Source organism: Corynebacterium sp. HMSC08F01 (assembly GCF_001807545.1).
Taxonomy (GTDB): domain Bacteria; phylum Actinomycetota; class Actinomycetes; order Mycobacteriales; family Mycobacteriaceae; genus Corynebacterium; species Corynebacterium coyleae.
The window spans coordinates 15,594-34,404 of sequence record NZ_KV789316.1; the positions used below are offsets into that span (position 1 = coordinate 15,594).

General features: G+C 61.1%; 19 protein-coding genes. 4 read left to right on the forward strand and 15 right to left on the reverse strand.

Going from position 1 to position 18,811, the window contains the following annotated elements; genetic code table 11:
• Positions 1-27 precede the first annotated feature (27 nt).
• The 4 genes from HMPREF3171_RS08625 to HMPREF3171_RS08640 form a co-directional block, all read right to left on the reverse strand.
• Complete coding sequence (locus HMPREF3171_RS08625) at positions 28-576, reverse strand: DUF488 domain-containing protein (protein ID WP_070484508.1); 549 nt, start codon at positions 574-576, stop codon at positions 28-30.
• Between the two features lie 20 nt (positions 577-596).
• Positions 597-2,147, reverse strand: a complete 1,551-nt coding sequence (locus HMPREF3171_RS08630) for an HNH endonuclease signature motif containing protein (protein WP_070484422.1) — start codon at positions 2,145-2,147, stop codon at positions 597-599.
• A gap of 94 nt (positions 2,148-2,241) precedes the next feature.
• Positions 2,242-3,312 (reverse strand): hypothetical protein, encoded by a 1,071-nt coding sequence (locus tag HMPREF3171_RS08635; protein WP_070484424.1) that lies wholly within the window; start codon positions 3,310-3,312, stop codon positions 2,242-2,244.
• Between the two features lie 37 nt (positions 3,313-3,349).
• Positions 3,350-3,829, reverse strand: a complete 480-nt coding sequence (locus HMPREF3171_RS08640) for a DUF1707 SHOCT-like domain-containing protein (RefSeq protein ID WP_070484427.1) — start codon at positions 3,827-3,829, stop codon at positions 3,350-3,352.
• 51 nt (positions 3,830-3,880) lie between these two features.
• Between HMPREF3171_RS08640 and HMPREF3171_RS08645 the strand changes: the two genes are divergently transcribed.
• The gene (locus HMPREF3171_RS08645; protein WP_070484429.1) at positions 3,881-4,654 is read left to right on the forward strand and encodes a MerR family transcriptional regulator; all 774 of its coding nucleotides are present in this window, start codon (positions 3,881-3,883) and stop codon (positions 4,652-4,654) included.
• A gap of 56 nt (positions 4,655-4,710) precedes the next feature.
• Here the strand turns inward: HMPREF3171_RS08645 and HMPREF3171_RS08650 are convergent, their stop codons facing one another.
• The 5 genes from HMPREF3171_RS08650 to HMPREF3171_RS08670 all read right to left on the reverse strand — a co-directional run bounded on the left by HMPREF3171_RS08650 (position 4,711) and on the right by HMPREF3171_RS08670 (position 9,183).
• Positions 4,711-5,463 carry an ABC transporter ATP-binding protein gene (locus HMPREF3171_RS08650; protein ID WP_070484432.1) on the reverse strand — a complete coding sequence of 251 codons (753 nt, stop codon included), beginning with the start codon at positions 5,461-5,463 and terminating at the stop codon, positions 4,711-4,713.
• Between the two features lie 4 nt (positions 5,464-5,467).
• Complete coding sequence (locus HMPREF3171_RS08655; protein ID WP_168161894.1) at positions 5,468-6,523, reverse strand: FecCD family ABC transporter permease; 1,056 nt, start codon at positions 6,521-6,523, stop codon at positions 5,468-5,470.
• Positions 6,524-6,549: 26 nt separating this feature from the next.
• The gene (locus HMPREF3171_RS08660; RefSeq protein ID WP_070484437.1) at positions 6,550-7,761 is read right to left on the reverse strand and encodes an ABC transporter substrate-binding protein; all 1,212 of its coding nucleotides are present in this window, start codon (positions 7,759-7,761) and stop codon (positions 6,550-6,552) included.
• Between the two features lie 118 nt (positions 7,762-7,879).
• Positions 7,880-8,164: a hypothetical protein gene (locus HMPREF3171_RS08665; RefSeq protein ID WP_070484440.1), complete on the reverse strand. Its 285-nt coding sequence runs from the start codon at positions 8,162-8,164 to the stop codon at positions 7,880-7,882.
• On the reverse strand, positions 8,164-9,183 hold the full coding sequence (locus HMPREF3171_RS08670; RefSeq protein ID WP_070484442.1) for a hypothetical protein: 1,020 nt from the start codon (positions 9,181-9,183) through the stop codon (positions 8,164-8,166). The genes HMPREF3171_RS08665 and HMPREF3171_RS08670 overlap by 1 nt, the downstream gene beginning before the upstream one ends.
• Before the next feature lie 38 nt (positions 9,184-9,221).
• Between HMPREF3171_RS08670 and HMPREF3171_RS08675 the strand changes: the two genes are divergently transcribed.
• Positions 9,222-9,713: a 2'-5' RNA ligase gene (locus HMPREF3171_RS08675; protein WP_070421633.1), complete on the forward strand. Its 492-nt coding sequence runs from the start codon at positions 9,222-9,224 to the stop codon at positions 9,711-9,713.
• 16 nt (positions 9,714-9,729) lie between these two features.
• Here HMPREF3171_RS08675 and HMPREF3171_RS08680 read toward each other — a convergent pair whose 3' ends face one another.
• Positions 9,730-10,506 carry a spermidine synthase gene (locus HMPREF3171_RS08680; RefSeq protein ID WP_070484445.1) on the reverse strand — a complete coding sequence of 259 codons (777 nt, stop codon included), beginning with the start codon at positions 10,504-10,506 and terminating at the stop codon, positions 9,730-9,732.
• A gap of 46 nt (positions 10,507-10,552) precedes the next feature.
• Between HMPREF3171_RS08680 and HMPREF3171_RS08685 the strand changes: the two genes are divergently transcribed.
• Positions 10,553-11,068, forward strand: a complete 516-nt coding sequence (locus HMPREF3171_RS08685) for a pyridoxamine 5'-phosphate oxidase family protein (protein ID WP_070452676.1) — start codon at positions 10,553-10,555, stop codon at positions 11,066-11,068.
• A gap of 41 nt (positions 11,069-11,109) precedes the next feature.
• On the opposite strand, the gene HMPREF3171_RS08690 is transcribed toward HMPREF3171_RS08685, so the two are convergent.
• The 5 genes from HMPREF3171_RS08690 to HMPREF3171_RS08710 form a co-directional block, all read right to left on the reverse strand.
• A complete protein-coding gene (locus HMPREF3171_RS08690; RefSeq protein ID WP_070484448.1) occupies positions 11,110-12,549 on the reverse strand; it encodes a DHA2 family efflux MFS transporter permease subunit in 1,440 nt (479 codons plus the stop codon).
• Positions 12,550-12,627: 78 nt separating this feature from the next.
• Positions 12,628-14,130, reverse strand: a complete 1,503-nt coding sequence (locus tag HMPREF3171_RS08695; RefSeq protein ID WP_083292036.1) for a DUF4185 domain-containing protein — start codon at positions 14,128-14,130, stop codon at positions 12,628-12,630.
• A 127-nt stretch (positions 14,131-14,257) separates the two neighbouring features.
• Complete coding sequence (locus HMPREF3171_RS08700; RefSeq protein ID WP_070484455.1) at positions 14,258-14,677, reverse strand: cupin domain-containing protein; 420 nt, start codon at positions 14,675-14,677, stop codon at positions 14,258-14,260.
• 53 nt (positions 14,678-14,730) lie between these two features.
• Positions 14,731-15,807: a hypothetical protein gene (locus tag HMPREF3171_RS08705; RefSeq protein WP_070484458.1), complete on the reverse strand. Its 1,077-nt coding sequence runs from the start codon at positions 15,805-15,807 to the stop codon at positions 14,731-14,733.
• 20 nt (positions 15,808-15,827) lie between these two features.
• Positions 15,828-16,787: a DUF808 domain-containing protein gene (locus HMPREF3171_RS08710; protein ID WP_070484461.1), complete on the reverse strand. Its 960-nt coding sequence runs from the start codon at positions 16,785-16,787 to the stop codon at positions 15,828-15,830.
• A 216-nt stretch (positions 16,788-17,003) separates the two neighbouring features.
• Between HMPREF3171_RS08710 and HMPREF3171_RS08715 the strand changes: the two genes are divergently transcribed.
• Positions 17,004-18,602: a peptide ABC transporter substrate-binding protein gene (locus tag HMPREF3171_RS08715; RefSeq protein ID WP_070484466.1), complete on the forward strand. Its 1,599-nt coding sequence runs from the start codon at positions 17,004-17,006 to the stop codon at positions 18,600-18,602.
• Positions 18,603-18,811: the final 209 nt, after the last annotated feature.

Below are 18,811 nucleotides of genomic sequence, written 5' to 3' on the forward strand. Positions count from 1 at the left end.
GAGCACAGGGTTAAAACTCGAGGTGTGCTACTCGGTTTCTTTCGCCGGGTAGCGCACCTTTTTGTCGTCGCCGACGGTGGCGCCGTCGTTGAGCTTCGCGGGGGTTAGGGTGGGGCCGTGCTGGGTCATGCCCATGATGTGCTGCACGTCGTCGCCGTGGGCGAGGAGGTGGTCGGCGATGATGCGGCGATGGCAGCGCCACCACACTGCTTCCGAGCACATGATCGCCGTTGGGGTTTCCGCGGCCTGGTCTCTGAGTTCTGCGAGGGCTTGCACGAACTCGCTACCAAGCGCGTGGTCCGCGTAATTGTGGAAGCTGCGGTTGCGCCAGTTTCCGTTGACCTCAAAGGGGATGGTCTTGGAGACGTTGCGCCGCCCGGTAAGGCCTTCGCTTCGGGAGTAGGCGATGCCGTGCTCGGGTAGGTGTGTGGCGAGGTGGTCGTCGTTGAACCAGGGGTACTTCTTGGAGCCGGGGAGTTTGCGCACGTCCACAATGGTGCGCACGCCGGAAGCCTCGAGCATCTCAGTGAATTGGTCAAACTCGAGGTTGGAATGGCCGACGGTGAAAATACGCATGCCTTCGAGGGTAGGCACCGTTAGGCACCTTTGGGTATCGGTGGGCTACCAGGTGGGTGGCTGGGTGGATTCCCCGGTGGGTAACCGGGTGGGTAAAGGGCAGGGTCGGGTGCCCCGGTTCGGGCGCAGTCACATCTTCCTTTGGCTGCGTAGATCCGGCTGACCGCGGAGTGTTTCGCTGGGACCGATTGGTTGTATTTCAGCGGGTCAAAGGGGTGTTTTCGGTACCCGGCTTTGCCTGTTTGTGGGTCGTAATCCATGTACCCCTTGTTCAAGGAGCCATCCCTGTTGTCGTTGTTACACCTGTGGTGTTCGCGACACAGGCCGGTGAGGTTCTCGATGTCGGTGTTGCCACCCTTGATCCAGGCAAGGATGTGGTGGGCTTCGCACTCCGTCATTGGGGTGGTGCAGCCGAGCCAGGAGCACACGCCTTGGATGGCGAACATTGCGATGCGCTGTTCGACTGAGGCGAGTCGTGTGGTTCGGCCCATCCACAGTGGCACTGAGGTGACGCCGTCGACTTGGAGGAGGAAGTCGGTGGTTCCTTCCATGCCGAGGCGGATGAGGTCGAAGCAGTCGACTTCGATGCCGGTGTTGGTGTCGTAGAGCATGGAGGCGTCGCCGTCGGCAAGGTCGTCGAGCGTCATCGAGATCACTACCGAAGCCGCCCCGCCGTTCTTCTTCTGGCAGTCCTGTTCGTACTGCTGGAAGATGGCGAAGAACTGGTCGAAGCGTCGCTGTTGTGGGGTGCGGGAATCGACGTTGTCTTGTTGGTCGGCGGGCAGATTGGAGTTCGGTGCGAGGCCTTTGTCCGCGTGCGCCTTGATCAACGCGGCGGCGCCGGCGGTGGCGGTGATGTGGATATCCACGGTGCCATCTGCTTTACGACGACCAAACGACAAACCACGGTTCTCATACCCCGCATTCGGATTGGAGTGGGGAGCGTGCTTCCGGTTCGCTTCGGCCACGGCGCGGCGGACGAACTGGCGGAGGTCTTCCGGGCTGCGCAGGAGCGCTTCGGCCATGGCGTCGGCGTAGATGCGGGTGCGCTCGCCGGAGGCGGCCTTGAGCAGCTTGTCTAGTTCGCGCCGGATGATGTCTTGCTTTTCAGCGCTGACTTGGGAGGAGTTCTTGCGGGCGTCGTCTTGCTGCTGCTTCTGACGGTCCTGCTGCTCCTGCTCCTGTTGGTCGTGGCGGTCCTCGTCCGCGGCACCAAAGAGGTCGTCATCCTGGTCTTCCTCAACCGGGGGAGTGGCAGGTTCCGGCGGTGGGCCGAACAACAAGCGCCCGCGCTCGAGCCGGTTGTAGGCTTCGCCCTTCGACAAGTCGAGGTACTGCTGGAGGTATGCGTTGGGGTAGTTGGCACCGACGATGCGGCCGGCGTCGTCGCGTTCGGCAATAAAAGCGAATGCGGCGTCGATGGTTGCCTTCTTCTTAAATTGTTCTTCCAGGCGTTCCATGTCGCGACGAATGTCGTTGAACGCGAGGGCGGAGGGGTCGTCGAAAAGCGTGCTCAATGTGCGAAGTGCAGCGGAAATCTCGTTGACGCATTGGGTGATGGTGCTGGTCATGGCCCCTCCTTCCGTCGGTCGCTGAAGTGATGGATTCAATGTAACAGCGCGCCCGACACTGAAAGACCACATTCGAACAAACATGCGAAATTGACTAGTTGAGCACCTCATACGTAGCCTCGTCGCCCATCCAGGTCGAGCCGAGCGGCATGGAAGTATCAGACGGGAAAGCGATGTCGTCCTGGTCCTTTGTAAACTTCATCCGCTTGCCCACGAAATCCTCCCACTGCGTGTTGTACTCCTGGGGGCCGTGCGGCCAGTATTCACGGCTGCCGAGGGTGACAAACTCGATTTCTTTTGTCTCCGTGGAAGTGTTTTTCTTCCCCGTCACCGTCATCGGTTCATCCAGCCAGAGCAGGAAGTATTCGCTATCCGGCGACTGTCCGTTCGGCATGCCAAGCCCGCGCGGCGCCATGAGTTCCTCGCCAGTTTTGCGCACAACATTGCCCACGAACTCGATCTGGCTGGAACTCTCCGGCGCAGACGCACCACCTGACGGTGCGAACACAGTCGGGGTGCCGGCGCGCAGAGGGTGCGGATCGCTGACCGGGTGCCAGTCGATGAGCAGGTGGTCCGCCAAGTTACTGTCACTCGGGAACGTCTCCTGTGCTCCTCCGCGCAGCGAGGCTCCGTCCAGTCTGAACAGCTCGGATGAAGACTCCCGCGACCCTGCCGAACCCGCGATCTGGTACACACCCGCCCCATCCGCGGACGCCCACACCGCCAGCCGTCCCGCGCCGTTACCCGGCGCGCCCATCAACAACACGTCTTCGGAGGCGTGGGCCTTACCGTCGTCGCCAATCGTGAACACGATGACGGGCGATGCGTCACTGCCTCCCACCGCCAACAGCAATTCCGGCGAGCCGCCACCGTTGGCTTCCACCAGCGCGTACTCGTATGTGCCATCGGGTGTGTACTGCGCCGCCGAATTCACGGGGTAGTCGCCGGGGTGGTCGAGCACCCAGGCGTACTCGCTTTGCCAATTGCTTGTCGACGACCCCTTCTCACCATCCGGATCATCTTCCCCTTCAATCTCCGAGCCATCGGGGTTGACCCACTTCACAGAGGTGACCACGACGGTTTCCCTGGAATCCCCACCCGCGCAGGCGGAGACGAACGCAACGGAACTGGCAGTAACAAGCGCGAGCGCGCGACGCAACATCATGCGCCAACTCTAACCGCCGTGCACAGGAAATATCCGGCTATTTCCCAAGTTCTTTGCGACGCTCGTAGGCCAGCTTGAGCCGTTCAGCACGCTCTTTCTTGTCCTTTTCCAGAAGCTCCTCGAGGACCTCGTCTTCCTCTTCGGAGATATCGAATATCGCGTACCAGGCGATCATCAGTGCGCCCATCACGGGCCACACCACCCAGGCGTAATCGAGGTCGACGAAAAACGTGATGAAACCGAGGACGCCCGTTGCCGTCATGGCCGCATCCATCTTCTTCTTCGCGGAGAGTTTGCGTTCCAGCTCCATCTCCGAAGGGGACGGTTGTGCTGGTGTTGCGGGTTCGGCCGGGAGGTCGTCGAAAAGCGTGGTTAACTCGCCACGTGTGCGCGCTACTGCAGCCTGCCCTGTGCGTTCTTCGAACTCGCTCACGTCGAGGTAGCCGTCGGCGAACAGTGTGCCCAACCTGTCCAGGGCTGCTGAGCGCTCCGAATCGCCTACACGCACATCGTCCATGTTCGCCTCCAATTTGCGCTTGCCCCAGCGGCAACCTGTTCAATCACAATCATGACAGAGGATAACGAGTACACGATCGGGCAAGCAGCACAAGCTCTTGGCGTATCGACGAAAGCGTTGCGTCACTGGGAAACCCTCGGGCTCATCGAACCGGAGCGCACGTGGGCAGACCACCGCATCTACACCGAGGCGGATCTTGAACGTGGCGCAGCTATTGCGCTTTACCGCGGCGTTGGCGTGCCACTCGCGGAGATTGCATCGCTTCTCAGCGCCTCCCCGCACACCCTCGCAAACGCCCTCAAACACCACAAACAGGCACTTGCTTCTCGACGAGACGCCCTCGAGGAACAACTCGCCTCTGTCGAAAGACTCATCAACGAATCAACACAAGGAGCGATCAACATGGACGCAATGAAGAAGTACCTCGGCGAGAACATGCCCGCCTACCAGGAGGAAGCACAGCAGCGCTGGGGCGAAACGCCGGAGTGGGCACAGTCCCAGGAGAAGCTGGCGCAGATGGGTGACGGCGACTTCAAGCGCCTCCAGGAAGAGCAGGACGCGCTGGCTAAGGACCTAGTCGTGGCCCGCGATGCCGGCGTCGCACCTGGTTCCGAGGAGGCCGAGGCGTTGGTGGAGCGTCACCGCGCGAGCATCGGCCAGTGGTACGACGTCACCCCGGCGCGCCGGCTCATCCTGGCCCGCATGTACGTTGGCGACGACCGCTTCCACGCCGCCTACGACGGAGCGCAGGACTACCTGCTCGAACTGATCACCGCGCACGCAAAGAATGCTGGCGTGGATGTGGACAACCCGCAGTGGGGCTAGCCCAACTCTTCAACTCCCATGATTGCCCCGGACCTGCCCTGGATCTGTGCCGGCACCTACACCGGGCAAATGACAGGAACGTTGCCGTCGTGGAGAACTTTGGCGCGGATGCCGTAGACCTGCTCCAACAGTTCGGGTGTGAACGCATCGTTGGGGGAGTCGTGGGTGATCGTCTTGCCGCCTTTCATAACGAGTAGCTCGTCGCAGTAGCGGGCAGCGAGGTTGAGGTCATGGATGGCGACGATTGCCAGCTTGTCGGTGCCTGCGATGACCTCACGGACCAGCTGGAGGACGTCGACTTGGTGGCGGAGGTCGAGGGCGGAGGTGGGCTCGTCGAGAAGCAAGATGCGAGGCTCGCGTACCAACATCTGTGCGATGCCGACGAGTTGTCGCTGGCCGCCTGACATGGCGGACATCATGCGGTCTGCAAGCGCTGTGATTCCGAGCCGGCTCATGATGCGTGCTGTGGCATCGACGGGATTTTCGGTGGAGCCACCGCCGCGCCGGGCTGCGATCACGATGGACTCGAACGCGGTGAGCGAGGCTCCAGTGAGCAGATCCTGTGGTACATAACCGATGACGTGAGGGCGGTTAGCGTCGGAGACAGTCGCACCGTCGAGAGTGATTGTGCAGGTGCCGGACGTTGGCGTTTTAATGCCTGCCAGGGTTTTGATCAGCGTTGATTTTCCGGCGGCGTTTGGGCCGAGCAGGCCGATTACGTTGCCTTCAGTTAGCGGGCCGAACGACATGGAGTCGAGGATGGTGCTGCGCCCGTATTTCACTGTCAGGTCGTCTACTTGGACTGCCATGGTTTCAGCCTTTCCGCCGGTTGCGGGTGAAAATGAGGAAGATGAAGAATGGCACGCCGACGAGCGCCGTGATGATGCCGATCGGGATCGCCACGCCCGGGATGATGGAAAGGGATACGGCGTAAGCGACGCTGAGCAGCATTGCCCCAGCTGCAGCTGAGGCGGGTAGGAAGAACTTCTGGTCTTCGCCGACCAGCATCCTGGCCACGTGCGGGCCGACGAGACCGATAAAACCGATGATGCCGGTGAACGCCACCGAGGCTGCTGCGAGCACTGAAGCGACGAGCAGGGTGGTGATGCGGAGCCGGGCGACATTGATACCGAGGGCGGCGGCTCGGTCGTCGCCAAGCCGAAGCGCTGTAAGCCGCCATGAATTGGCAACGCAAAACGGGATGGCGACTGCAATAACCACGGCAAGAATGGACGTGGTGGTCCAGTTCGCACGTTGCAGCGAGCCCATTGTCCAGAACACAATCTGTTGGAGCGCTTCGGTGTTCGCGCCGTATTGCAACAGCGAAAGTAGCGCCTGGAAGAGGAATGATAGGGCGATGCCGAGCAGGATCATCGATTCAGCGCTTGCACCTTTCCACACTGCGGCAGCGGCAACGATGGCGACTGCGACAAGTGCCGACAATGCTGCGGTGAACGCCAAGTTGAGTTGCGCGTTCGGCAACACCACCCAACCGATGACGATGGACATTGCCGCGCCGAAGGCTGCCGCTGCGGAGATACCGAGGGTGAACGGTTCCGCTAGCGGGTTGTCCAGGATTGTCTGCATCTGCGCGCCTGCGAGCGACAGTGCTACGCCGACGAGGACTGCCATGATCGCAGCCGGAAGGCGTAGGGTGCGGATGACGGTGCGCGTTTGCTCGTCGACAAGTTCAGGGCGGAAAACCGCATTCCAAACCTGGCCGAGCGAAATGTCCAACGGACCGACGATGACTGCGATGAGGAAGCTCACAACCGCGGCGAGGGTGAGCCCCGCAATCGCGATTGCTTTGCGACGACCCCGTTGCCGGTACGTCGCAATCGCCTCCATTGCCTCTGTCTCGTCATACATGACTGGAGGTGTTACCGCTGTAGCCATTAGGAGTTAGCGTCCGACGCGTTGACAAAGAAGGTGCCGCTGTAGTCGTACGGCAGCCATTCGTCGTGGAACTCTTCGAACTCTTTTGCCGGATCGAGGTCCTTGAACTCCTCGGGGTGCAGCCACTTCGCAATCGCTTCGAGGGCGAACACGTTGAACGGGTTGTCGTAGAACTGGTGGTAGATGGCGTAGTAGTTGCCGTTCTTCGGGGCGTCGAGCAGCTCGATGCCGGGGATCTCCAACGGACCAGAGCAGGTTTTAAGTGCTGTGTTGGCGTCGGCCTGGTAGCCGAGTTCGACATGCTGGAACTGCTCGGTCTTGTTCGGATCGCGGGCCCACTCACCACCAGTGACGATGAGCTTCTCCGGGTTGATCTCTACCAGCTTCTCTGCGGTGAGCTTTGGAGAGTCAACGCTGATGACATCAGGTCCGAGGTTATGCCCGCCTGCAGCGGTGACCAAGGTGCCCAGGTGGACATCGCCTGCGACGCTGCAGCAGTCGGTGAACCCGGCTGCAGTCCACACCAAGGTGTCGGGGCGGTCCTTGATGGTTGCGACACGGTCTGTCACAGTCCGGACCTTAGTGTCGTAGAAGTCGTTGAACTTCGCTGCCCGATCTTCTTTGTCCAGCAGGGCGCCGAGCAGGGACATGGAAACGGTAGTATTTTCCAGTGGCTTTTGGCGGAAGTCGATGAAGGCGTACGTGATGCCGGCGGCGTCCATGTCCGCCAGGAAGCCGCTTTCTTCGGTGGCCTTCTTCTGGTCGAGCGTCATGATGACTACGTCCGGATCCTGAGCGAGCAGGTTTTCCACCGTGACGTCACCCTTTTGAATCGAGCCGATCATGGGCATGTCGATGGCTTCCGGGAACTGCTGGAAAAGCTTCTCGCGGAATGCGGGTGCGGCTTTAAACAGGTCTTGGCCGTAGGCGACGATGTTGTCGAATGGGTCATCTTGCAGAGCAGAGGTAGCAAAGACCGCGCGTCCTTCGGCGAGGACGATGCGGTCGGGGTGCTCGTCGAATTCGAGAGTGCGTCCCGCAGCGTCTGTGACGTGGACGCTACCGTCCGCCTTGCGTGTCGAGGACGCCGTGGCGGATGTCGCCGACGTTGCGGTGGTGTCTTGTGGTTGGGTCTCGCCGGAGCATGCGACGAGGCCGAGAACTGTTGCAGCGGAGACAATGGCTACCCCTGCGCGCTGGATGAGCTTCAACCCAGTACCTTTCTAAATATTGATTAGGCTTACCTTACAAGCCTCGGAGGTAAGGTAAGGCACGCCTGGCTTGGCGTCAAGTGTCTGGGGGTGAGTTAGGGGGACGCTGGGGAATCGCCTAGAGCGCCCCGTGCTCCAGCACGAGGTCTGCGAAGTCCAGGTCGCCGTCGGGCATGGCGACCTCGGCCACGTACAGCAGGCTGAGTGCATAGTGGCGTGGGCAGAACAGCAGCGTTTCACCCGCGTGCGCTGAGCCATGTTCGGGGCAGGGATAGGACACGAAGTACTGTGCGGTGTCGCCACACGGCGCGTTGGTCCAGTTGCAGCCCTTGTGGGACCAGCCGTCGTCGGTGTCCATCGGTGGCAGCGAATCGACGGTGTCGGTGGTAAAGCGTGTGCTCATTATTTACCCCCAATGGCTTCGAGTGCGGTCGCGATTGCGGCGTCGATTTCGGCGTCGGTGTGCGGGATGGAGTCGTCGGCAAGGTGGCCCCACCTGCGCTGGAATCGTTCCTGGAGTTCGTGGCGTTTGGCGTACGGCACTTGGTGCTTATTTTCGACGACCACACTTCCGCCGTTGTTATCCACCGTGATGTACAGCAGCGTGGCGTCAGGGGAGACCTTGAGCATGAAGTTCAGGTCGGGAAAGCACAGTGCCCACCAGTTGTACTCAGCCGACGGTTCGAAGGTGACGTATTCGGGCAGGTCGGAGATCCGGTACGCGGTCGCCGCACCGCACTGGGTTGGCTGGGTGCTTGCGGCGGCGTCCATGTACTGGGCGTAGACGTAGGAGGCGTAGCCCATGTCCTGGAGGATCTCGTACCACTGGTTTGGCTCGATCGAGGTGGTGTAGGGGCCTGGGGAGTATGCGTCGGGGTGGCCGGTGTCGGCAATCAGACTGGCATCCCCAAGCCCGGTTTGTGTCGCATTGCCCGGCCAGGACAGCTCGCGTACCTCGACTCGCACTGGGCTGGAGGAAAGGACACGGTTGAGGTAGTCCTCGCAGGCCTTCGGGTCGGCGAACGCTTCCAGGCGCACCGGGGTGTAGGACACCTCGACCACGTTGTGCTCGGCGCGCTCGAGTTCGGATTCCAGATCGTCGCCGTGCCAGCGCGGATCCTGCCGGTCGGCCTCGCGCCCGCAGCCGTCGAGGTAGACGATGGCGTCGTACCACTCCAGAAGCGTCACCGGTCGCTGCGGCAGCTCGGGGATATCGGCCGTGACCACACCGTTGATGGTCACGGACTCCACGGTGTCGTCCTCGCCGAGGCGCAAGCCGTACACGGCGTCGCCGCCGGTGTAGGTGCGGGCGTGGATCTGCCAGGTGTCGTCGATAAGCGAAAAGTCCCCCGGTGAAACCTTGGATAAATACGACGGAACGTAATCGGGTGCGGCGGCCAGCGCGCGCTCGAAAGGATTCATGCAGCCACAATACGCATGTAAATAGGTACGCTACTGGCGTGTCACCCGAGAATATTTTGTTGCGCATCCCGGAGGAGGAAGAACGCGCAGTTCGGCAGATCTACGCGGAGCTCGCGGAGCGGGGCTTCCCGCAGCAGCACCAACGGCCGCACATCTCGGTTACCTTCGCACCGACAATGCACCGCAACGCTATCGGGGAGGCGGCAGTCATCCTGCCGCCAGAATTGCCAGCTGCTTTACGACGAACCGGGGTCGTCGTCTTCGGCACCAAATCCAAACAAACCGTGGCCTGGCTGCTTGAAGCCCCCGAATCCCTCGACACGGCAGCCCAGCGCGTCAGCGCCGCCAACCCGGACGGTCGCGGCGCTCGCTGGATCCCGCACCTGACCATGGGACTGCGTATTCCCAAGGCCATGGTGCCGGACTACATCGCAGCGTTAGCCGAGGTCACATCCCCGCACTTCAAAGAACTCACCGCGGAATACGCCGCGCTCTACCAGCCGTCGCTGGGCACTGAGTTACGGCTCTGAAGTCCCTTGCGGTGGGTTAGTCGTGGTGGGGCGGGGTGTCGTCGATAAGCAATTGCCCCAACTTCGACGGCACGTCAGCACAACACCGCAACGGCTGATCAGACGCCGCGACCACCACGTTGCCGTACGCGCCGCCGGCGAGCACCGGCGCACTTGCCGCGACCATGGTGTGGCGAAACACCTCGCTCAAACCCGCCAACTCCGCACGCGTACGCGCAAGGCCAGCAGCATCCCCAATGTTCGCCACAAACAACCCACCCGGACACAACGCTCGATGTACTGCCCGATAAAACTCCACCGTGGTCAGTGGGCGGGGCGTGTCCGGGCCAGCGAACACATCGCGCACAATCACATCCACCGAACCTTCCAGCAACGCATGCGTAAACGCGCGCGCCTCCGCCACCTTGATCGCCACCGGCGGATCAAACGCATCGCGCACCAACCGCGCCAACTGACCATCCAGCTCCACCGCAACGTTGCTGCTCGGCCACCGATGCTGCACATAACTCGGCAACGCACACCCCGCAGCACCCAGATGCACCGCAGCAAACGGCGCGAGGGGCCGGTCCTCCACAAACCCCTGGATAAACCCCGCGATCCACCGCATGTAGTCGTACTCCAACACCTCGGGCGCGCCGGGCACCACATACGACGACGGGACGTTATTCACCTCTAACGTGTAGCCGCCGTCGCGTTCCGGATCCGCGATGATGGCCGCGTGGCCTGAAGCAATTGGGTAGGTGCCCGTGATGCGTCGCTTTGGCGCACGAGGTTTACGCCGTGGGGAGTTCATAAGGGAAATACCAGCACAGGGTCGGACCAGTTGTTACGATCGCTGCATGATCTACTTGTCGCAGGATTATATCGGTGAGCTACCCAAGCAACATATCTCGCTGGGAAAGTTTGATCCCGACAATATTCCTGCCGACCCGAACGAACTGTTTGCCACGTGGTTTAAAGAAGCCGTGGAGAACGAAGTCGGCGACCCTACTGCGGTAACCGTGGCCACAGTGGACGACAACGGTCAGCCCGATGCGCGAGTTGTTGACCTGTTGTACCTCAACTCCGACGGCTTCCACTTCGGAACCGCGACAGGAACGGCCAAGGTGGACCAGCTTGAGAAGAGCTGGGCCGCTGCGCTGAATTTCTGGTGGCAGCCCATGCGCCGGGCGGTGCGTATCCGTGGCGCGGCATCGCGCGTAGTCGATGGTGACCGCTTTAACCTCTGGCGGGTGGAGCCGAACCACTTCGAATTTTTCAACCTTTGGGACGACCGCTCGAACTCGGATCGCGTGGCCTACGTGCTCAATGACCACGGTGACTGGGACCGCGTTCGCATCATGCCGCGCCCTTAAGCGCACCAACCTAGGCGCTGTTCCGCTACGGTCCTACCTCTCTAGGCGCTGCCCCAGGACTTGGTTTTTGCAAAGAAGCAGGCAGTCAGAGCGCCAGCGGCGATAACAACGCACGGCAACCAAATCGACGTTGCCATCGCAGCCGCAAACGGCTCGTGCAAAAACTCCGGCAGGGGGCCGGAAACCTGCGTTGGCGATGCAGTTGGCGATGCTGGCGGTGTCTCCGCGGTGCCGCCGTTCGCACCCGTGTGTGGACCTAACCGCGAATCGAGCTGCGCGGACATCATCGCGGCAATTGCTGCTGATCCGATCACTGCACCAATTTGGCGGGTGGTGTTGTACACACTTGAACCGGCACCCGCCAACTTTGGGTCCAGGTTGCGGGTAGCGATCATGGAAAGTGGCCCCCACATCATCGAGTTGGCTACGCCGTACACCACCGAAATGGCATACATCCAGTTCGGGTCAACCCCAGGTGTTGTGATCAGTGCGGTTGCGCCGATGCTTAGCGCCGCCAGCGTCATTCCCGCTATGGCGAACGGCTTTGGGTCGTGCGTGTTGGTGAGTCTGCCGATGTACGGCGACAACACCCCGGAGACCAAGCCGGATGGCAAGATCAGCAGCGCGGCGTGGGTAGGGGAGAGCTCGCCGACGGTTTGGATGTAGATCATCCACGGAATTACATAAGTGGATACCGCGAAGCCGACGGTGGAGATGGTGAAGGCGGCGAGGGAGAAGTTGCGGTCGTCGAAAAGTGCAAGCGGCACCAATGCGTTCGTGGATTGGCGTGACTGCCAGCGGAAGAAGAACACCATCGCAACAACGCCAACGACGAGCAGGGTCCACACGCGCCAGTCCCAGCCGAACTGCTGGGCTTCCTGCACGCCGAAGACGAGGCAGAACATGCCAAGCGCACTGAGCACCACCCCGGGCCAGTCGAAGTGGCGGTTATTCTGCTCCAGCTTCGGCACAAATATCCAGGCCAGGATGAGGCCGATGATGCCGATTGGGACGTTGACGTAGAAGATCCAGGGCCACCCGGCGGCGTCGACAAGCACACCGCCCAGCAGAGGTCCGGTCACCGTGGCAAGGCCGGCAGTCGCACCCCACACACCCATCGCGCCGCCGCGTTCCTTCGGTGCAAACGTGCGGATCATCACCGACATCGTCTGCGGCGTTACCAGCGCGCCACCCAAACCTTGGAAGGCCCGGGCGGCGATGAGCGCAGCCGAACTTCCCGCCAAGCCACACGCCAGCGAAGAAACAGTAAAGATTGTCAGGCCGATCAGATAGATCGTGCGCGGCCCGAAGCGGTCCCCGAGACGCCCCGTGATCAGCAGCGGCACCGCGTAGGCGAGCAGGTAAGCACTGTTGACCCACAACACCTCGTTATATGACGCCTCCAACCCGTCAGAGATTGCCGGGATGGCTACGGAGACGATGGTGGAATCCACCAAAATCATGAAAAAGCCCAGCATCATGCTCCACAGAGCAGGCCACGGCGAGCGCTTTACAGGGACAGTCACTGCCGAGATGATACTGGGCTTTCCCAGGGGTGGCTAGAGGCCGAGCATCTGTCGAATCTGAGGCGGAAGCATATCGACGACCTGCTGCGGGATCTGGTCCTTCACATACGGGAACACCAGCATGCCAGCCGCGCCAAGTGCGGCGACGACGCCCAACACGATGCCTGTGGTGCGCAGCGCGTCGTTGTCCTCGGAGGACAGGAGCGTCTCCGGCTTGCTCTGGACCAGGTTTTCCTCGGATTGCATGTCCGGAGTGTCGGTGGCGGCGTGCTCTTCGACCTCCAGGACCTTGTCGTCCTCGATAGCCTCATCCATGTTGATGCCGAAGAAGGTGTCCAGGCCCTTCACGTTGAACTGGGTGGACATGTAGCGGTCGTTCGTGCCGGTGTTCCACTGGGAGACGACGATGTCCATGTTGTCAATCGTGGACCCAGGCACGATGTAGCCGCCGTAAGGCTGCGACCAGTTCTGGGGATTTTGCGGCCTGAGCCAGGAGCCGTGCTTGGCAATCGTCGCCACGGGCACGTTGTCCCAGTTTTGCTCAAGCGTGTCGGAGATGCGTACCTCGATGGCCAGCTTCTCCTCGTTGAACATCACGAGCACCCAGTGACCGTTGATGTAGCGCAGGTTCATCTCGCCGGCCTTGACACCGTCCGACAGAATTGGGGCAGCGACGTTGCTCCACTTCTTGTCGGCGTCGGGTTCGGAGTAGTCGTAGAGCTCCCACTTGCTGCGATCCGCAATGTCCTGCGGCTTAAAGCGCGAAAGGAAAACCTTTTCCTTGCGGGTGAAGGCACTCGACATCACGTACACGTAGCCGTCCGGGCCCTTCTCCCAGGTGATCAGGTCGCCGAGGCCTCCCGGAATGTAATTCGTTGGGGTTTTGGAAATCGACTTCCAGGTCTGGCCGTTGTCGGTGGACTTCCAGATCTCCGTGTAGAGCACGTTACCGATGCCCTTGTTCCACATGCCCTGCATGTACAAGGTGCCGTCGAGGTTGATCACATCCGACGGGATAAGCGTCAGGTTGTCGGTGTGGTGGTACGACACCAGGCTTTCCACACGGCGTCCGTTGTTCAGGGGGCGGACAATCTCAATGAACCCGTCGTCGTTCATCTTCGCCACAACACCAACCGGGCTCAACCATTCGTTCTTGGGGCCCTTGATGGATTCGCGGAAGGAGTCGCCGAAGATCATGGCGAACTCCTTGCTGTTGTTCAGTGGCGCCATCGCACCCAGGTCGCCGTCCTTAAACCCGACGTGCTTGGAGTACTTGCCCAGCACATCGTCCATCACCTGCACGATTGTGCCGTCGGGCATGGTCACAGGGTCGGACGCGCGCTTCTCAGGTGGTTTCGGGAAGGTGTAGGACTCGTTTGACGGTGATGAGGGTCGCGACGAGCCGGACGAACCAGACGAGCTAGAAGAGCTCAGGCTGGACTGGGCGTGCGCGGGGGCGCATACGGAACCGGCGAGGAGCAAGCTGCCTGCGGTGGTTGCACACAGCAAAGCGTTGCGACGAGAGGGGAAACGCATGGGAGGGCCTTCTTAAACAAAGATGTCGAATTGCGTGTGAATAAGCCCTTAGAATGTAGCAGACGAAAACGGCCCCGGCAGGTGCTCGGGGCCGTGACGTTATTGCTGTACGTTGCCTGTGTTTGGATTAGACAGCGTCGTGTTCATCCGGGTCGTTATCGGCGTCCGCCTTGGTCTCGTGGCGGGTACCCGGCTTGTGCTCCGGCGGTGCGTAAATGGAGTACAGCTTTGCCGGCTTGTCGGACTCGTTGACAAAGTTGTGCCACTTGCCGCCCGGGACGAATGCTGCCCAATCATCCTTGATCACTTCGTTGACTTCGAGGTCGTCCTCGGATGCGCCGATCATTGCGCGCAGCTCGCCTTCTTCGAGGCGCAGGAACTGGTCATGGCCGTCGTGGATCTCAGCGCCGATCTCGCCGCCCGGCGGGATGGTCATGACGGTCAGCTGCAGGAACTTGCCGGTCCACAGGGTGTCGCGGAACGCCTCGTTATCAAGCGTCGCCTTTTCAATGTCAACGACGTACGGATTCGGTCCATGGTCAGCCATGATCGCTCCTTAAACTTCGGGTTCGTTACGGTTCCCACCATAGGAGCTTTTGCTTATCGACGATGCCTTCCGCCACGACGACGCTTCCGGTTCCGCCTCCTGAGCTGGACCTTCTCCACCTCGGTGAGGTAGCCCTCTGGGCGGTCGTTCTGCGCAACTCGTGTTGCGTCCGGGCGCTTCGCAGGCGCTGCAGGCGCTGCGGGCTTGTCGGGTGTTTCGGTCTCGTCGAGACGCGCGAACATCTCCGTCGGTGCGTCGAGCTCGTCTGGGCGGCCTTTGCCCTCAAGCGAGACATAGCGTGCGGTGTGCTTCGGGTGCACCGTGTCTTGGGGGTCGATCGCTGCGTCGCGCTCCACGGTGATGGCCCAGCTGCCGTCTGGAAAGTCGATCACTTGCCACGGCGTGATCTGGCGTGCCGGCGCCGCCGATAGCGGCGGGACGGTGTCGGTGCCTTCGTCCGGGCTTGCGGCATCCAGCGCCGCCATGCCGTCGAGCAGGATCGCGCGTGCCCAAAGGTTGCCGTGCTCGTAGGAGCGAACCCATTCGACGACCTCGGGCTCCGCAAGCGAGCCGAGCACCTTGCCATCCAGGGTCGCGACGGCGGTGTCGCCGAGCGCTTGCAATCCGACGAACCATTGGCCAGGGGAGCGGTGTGCTAGATCTGCCGCGTTAAATTCCCCTTCGGTGGTGTCGATGACCAACATGTCGCCGGCACGCAGGACAGAGGCAGTCTCAGGTGCGTTGTTGCGCGGAACCGCCAACTGGGGCTCGGGCAGCAACAAGTTGACCTCGAATTGGCCGATGTCGCGTTCCAACTTCACTGCCGCCAGGGCAACGGGTTTCAGGATTGAGGAGTGGACGCGCTCCACCTCGTCGAAAAGCGAACGCCACTGCGGCGAAACCTCCCCAAGCACTGGTCCAGCCAGCATGCTGTTTTGCGATGCTGCATTGTGTAGCCGCACACGCCACGACGCGTTGAGGGGGTTCGCCTCAAGCACGACGGGCACATAGGAGGTGCCTCGCTTACCAGCGAAATCCGAGAACAACGCCGCTTGGGAGACGTGATCTACGGGGATTTCAACGGCCGCACCCCATGTGGATGGAGCCAGTGGGTAAAGCTTTTGTGCCATGGGCGCATTGTAGGCGCAGCCTACGCAGCGTCCGTCGGGGCAGTCTCTTGGGAGCGCTCGGATGCGTTACCACCGCGCAGTTTGCCCACAGCAGTGACGATGCCGACGATGATGAAGCCGACGATCAGGCCAACGACGAGCGAGACGCCGGTGTCCACGAACCAGCCAAGCACACCGCCACCGACGAGTTCCTGACCCTTTTCGATGATGTGGTGTGGCCAGTCAATGCCGAAGACCTCGTCGAGGCCACGAACAATGAGGTGACCGCCGACCCAGAGCATCGCAACAGTGCCGATAACGCCGATGGTGCTAAGCACGTACGGCATGCCTTTCACCAGTGCGTGACCGGTTTTCGGTGCGTTGCCGCGCTTGATCATGCCGTGGCCGATGTCATCGATCTTCACTAGTAGCGCCACAGCGCCGTAGACGGCAAACGTGATGAAAATGCCAACCGCGAGCAGTACTGCGGCCTCCATCCAAATTGACTGGTCCTTGACCTCGTCCAACGCGATGATCATGATCTCCGCAGAAAGGATCAAGTCCGTGCGGATCGCGCTGTTGACCAGGGAATCCTCGTCCTGCTCTGTTCTATTGACCGCTTGTTCTTGCTGCTCCTCGGCGTCGGAGGAAAGCTTATGGGCGATCTTCTCCGCGCCCTCAAAGCACAGGTATGCGCCGCCAAGCATGAGGATCGGGACCAATGCCCACGGTGCAATCGCGTTGAGCAGCAGCGCGATCGGCAGAATAAACAGCAGCTTGTTGCGCAGGGATCCTTTGGTGATGCGCCAGATCATCGGAAGCTCACGCGCCGGAGTAACTCCGGAGACGTATTGCGGGGTGACCGCGGCATCGTCGATTACAACCCCGGCTGCTTTCGTGGATGTTTTTGCGGTCAAGGTGGCGACATCGTCGACGCTTGCCGCGGCTTGTCGTGCGATCAGTGCGACATCGTCGAGAAGTGCGAGGAGGCCACCGGCCATGAGGGTCCTTTCATACAGGTGCAACTGCTTTGCGACGCAAACGCCACGGGCCTCGAGTGTATTGCACGTACCTCCTGACACACGATGCTCACAGCGTTTCAAAAGATATTTGTGAAACTCCCCACGGGCGACCGTCAAGTGTGGTGAAATACATGGACATCCAAATTGTGAGCCACAGGACATTCCTTGGCTCCATACTTGGTCGAAGGAGAACACATGCAACTGAAGAAGACAGCGGCGATTCTTGGCGCCGGTGCCCTGACGTTCGGTCTGGTCGCCTGCGGTGACTCAAACGATTCTGCAGATGGTGGCGCTGAAGGCACCACCAGCGGTGGCGACAACTACGTTCTTGTCAACGGCTCGGAGCCGCAGAACCCGCTCGTACCGGGCAACATCAACGAGACCGGTGGCGGCCGCATCATCGACCAGATCTTCGCAGGCCTGGTCTATTACGACGGCGACGGCGAAGTGCAAAACGATATCGCCGAGTCCATCGAGCCGGAAGGCGACGCAGGCTACCGCGTCACCCTGAAGGACGCGAAGTGGTCCGACGGATCCCCAGTCACGGCCAAGGACTTCGTCGACGCATGGAACTACACGGTAGAAAATTCGCTGCTCGGCGCGTACCACCTCGAGCCGATCAAGGGCTTCGAGGAGGGCAAGAAGCTCGAAGGCCTCGAAGTTGTCGACGACAAGACCTTCACCATCGAGCTGACCCAGCCGGAGTCTGACTTCCCGAGCCGCCTTGGCTACACGGCGTTCTTCCCGATGCACCCGTCCGCATACGACGACATCGAGGCGTACGGTGAGAAGCCGATCTCCAATGGCCCGTACACGCTGTCCGAGTGGAACCACAACCAGAACGCAGTTGTTGTCCCGAACGCTGAGTACGACGGCCCGCGCAAGGCCCAGAACGACGGCCTGGACTACGTCTTTTACGCGCAGCAGGACGCCGCCTACGCCGACCTGCTCTCCGGCAACCTGGACGTCCTCGACGCCATCCCGGACTCTGCATTCGCCACCTTCGAAGACGAGCTCGGCGACCGTGCAGTGAACCAGCCAGCAGCGATCTTCCAGTCCATGACGATCGGTGAGAAGGCCGACCACTTCAGCGGTGAGGAGGGTGCGCTTCGTCGTCAAGCAATCTCGCGCGCTATCAACCGCGAGGAGATCACGGCAACGATTTTCGACGGCACCCGCACCCCGGCCACGGACTTCACCTCCCCGGTGCTGCCGGGCCACTCCGACAGCCTCAACGGTGTTGAGGTACTGAAGTACGACCCGGAAGAGGCGAAGCGTCTGTGGGCTGAAGCCGACGCAATCGCACCGTTCACCGGCGAGTTCACCATCTCCTACAACGCTGACGGTGGCCACCAGGCATGGGTCGATGCTGTTGCGAACTCCATCCGCAACACCCTCGGCATCGAGGCAGTGGGCAACGCGTACCCGGACTTCAAGTCCCTGCGCGATGACGTGACCAACCGCACCATCGAAGGCGCATTCCGTACCGGCTGGCAGGCAGACTACCCGCTGCTGAGCAACTTCCTTGGCCCGTTGTACGGCACCGGCGCAGGCTCGAACGACGGCGACTACTCCAACGCTGAGTTCGACGACCTGCTGAAGAAGGCCAACGGTGCAGCAGACCAGGAAGCAGCCGTGAAGGACCTCAACGCGGCGCAGGAGATCCTGCTGAAGGATCTGCCAGCAATCCCGCTGTGGTACTCGAACCTGACCGGTGGCTACTCCGAGGACGTTGACAACGTTGTCTTCGGCTGGAACCAGGTACCGCTCTACTACCAGATCACCAAGAAGTAACACCCCGCTGTTGGCGAATTAGATTCGCAACAACGACAACGACCGCGCCGTCCACATCCCCCCTGGGTTGTGGCGGCGCAGTTTCTATTTTTCGGTCCATTGGACCGCACGCGCGGGGCGGCCGGATTATGGGAGGTTACGTTTATTGTGGTGGACTCCTTAGAGCACGCTGAGTGTTTGACAGCACAACATGCGAAAACATGAAAAGA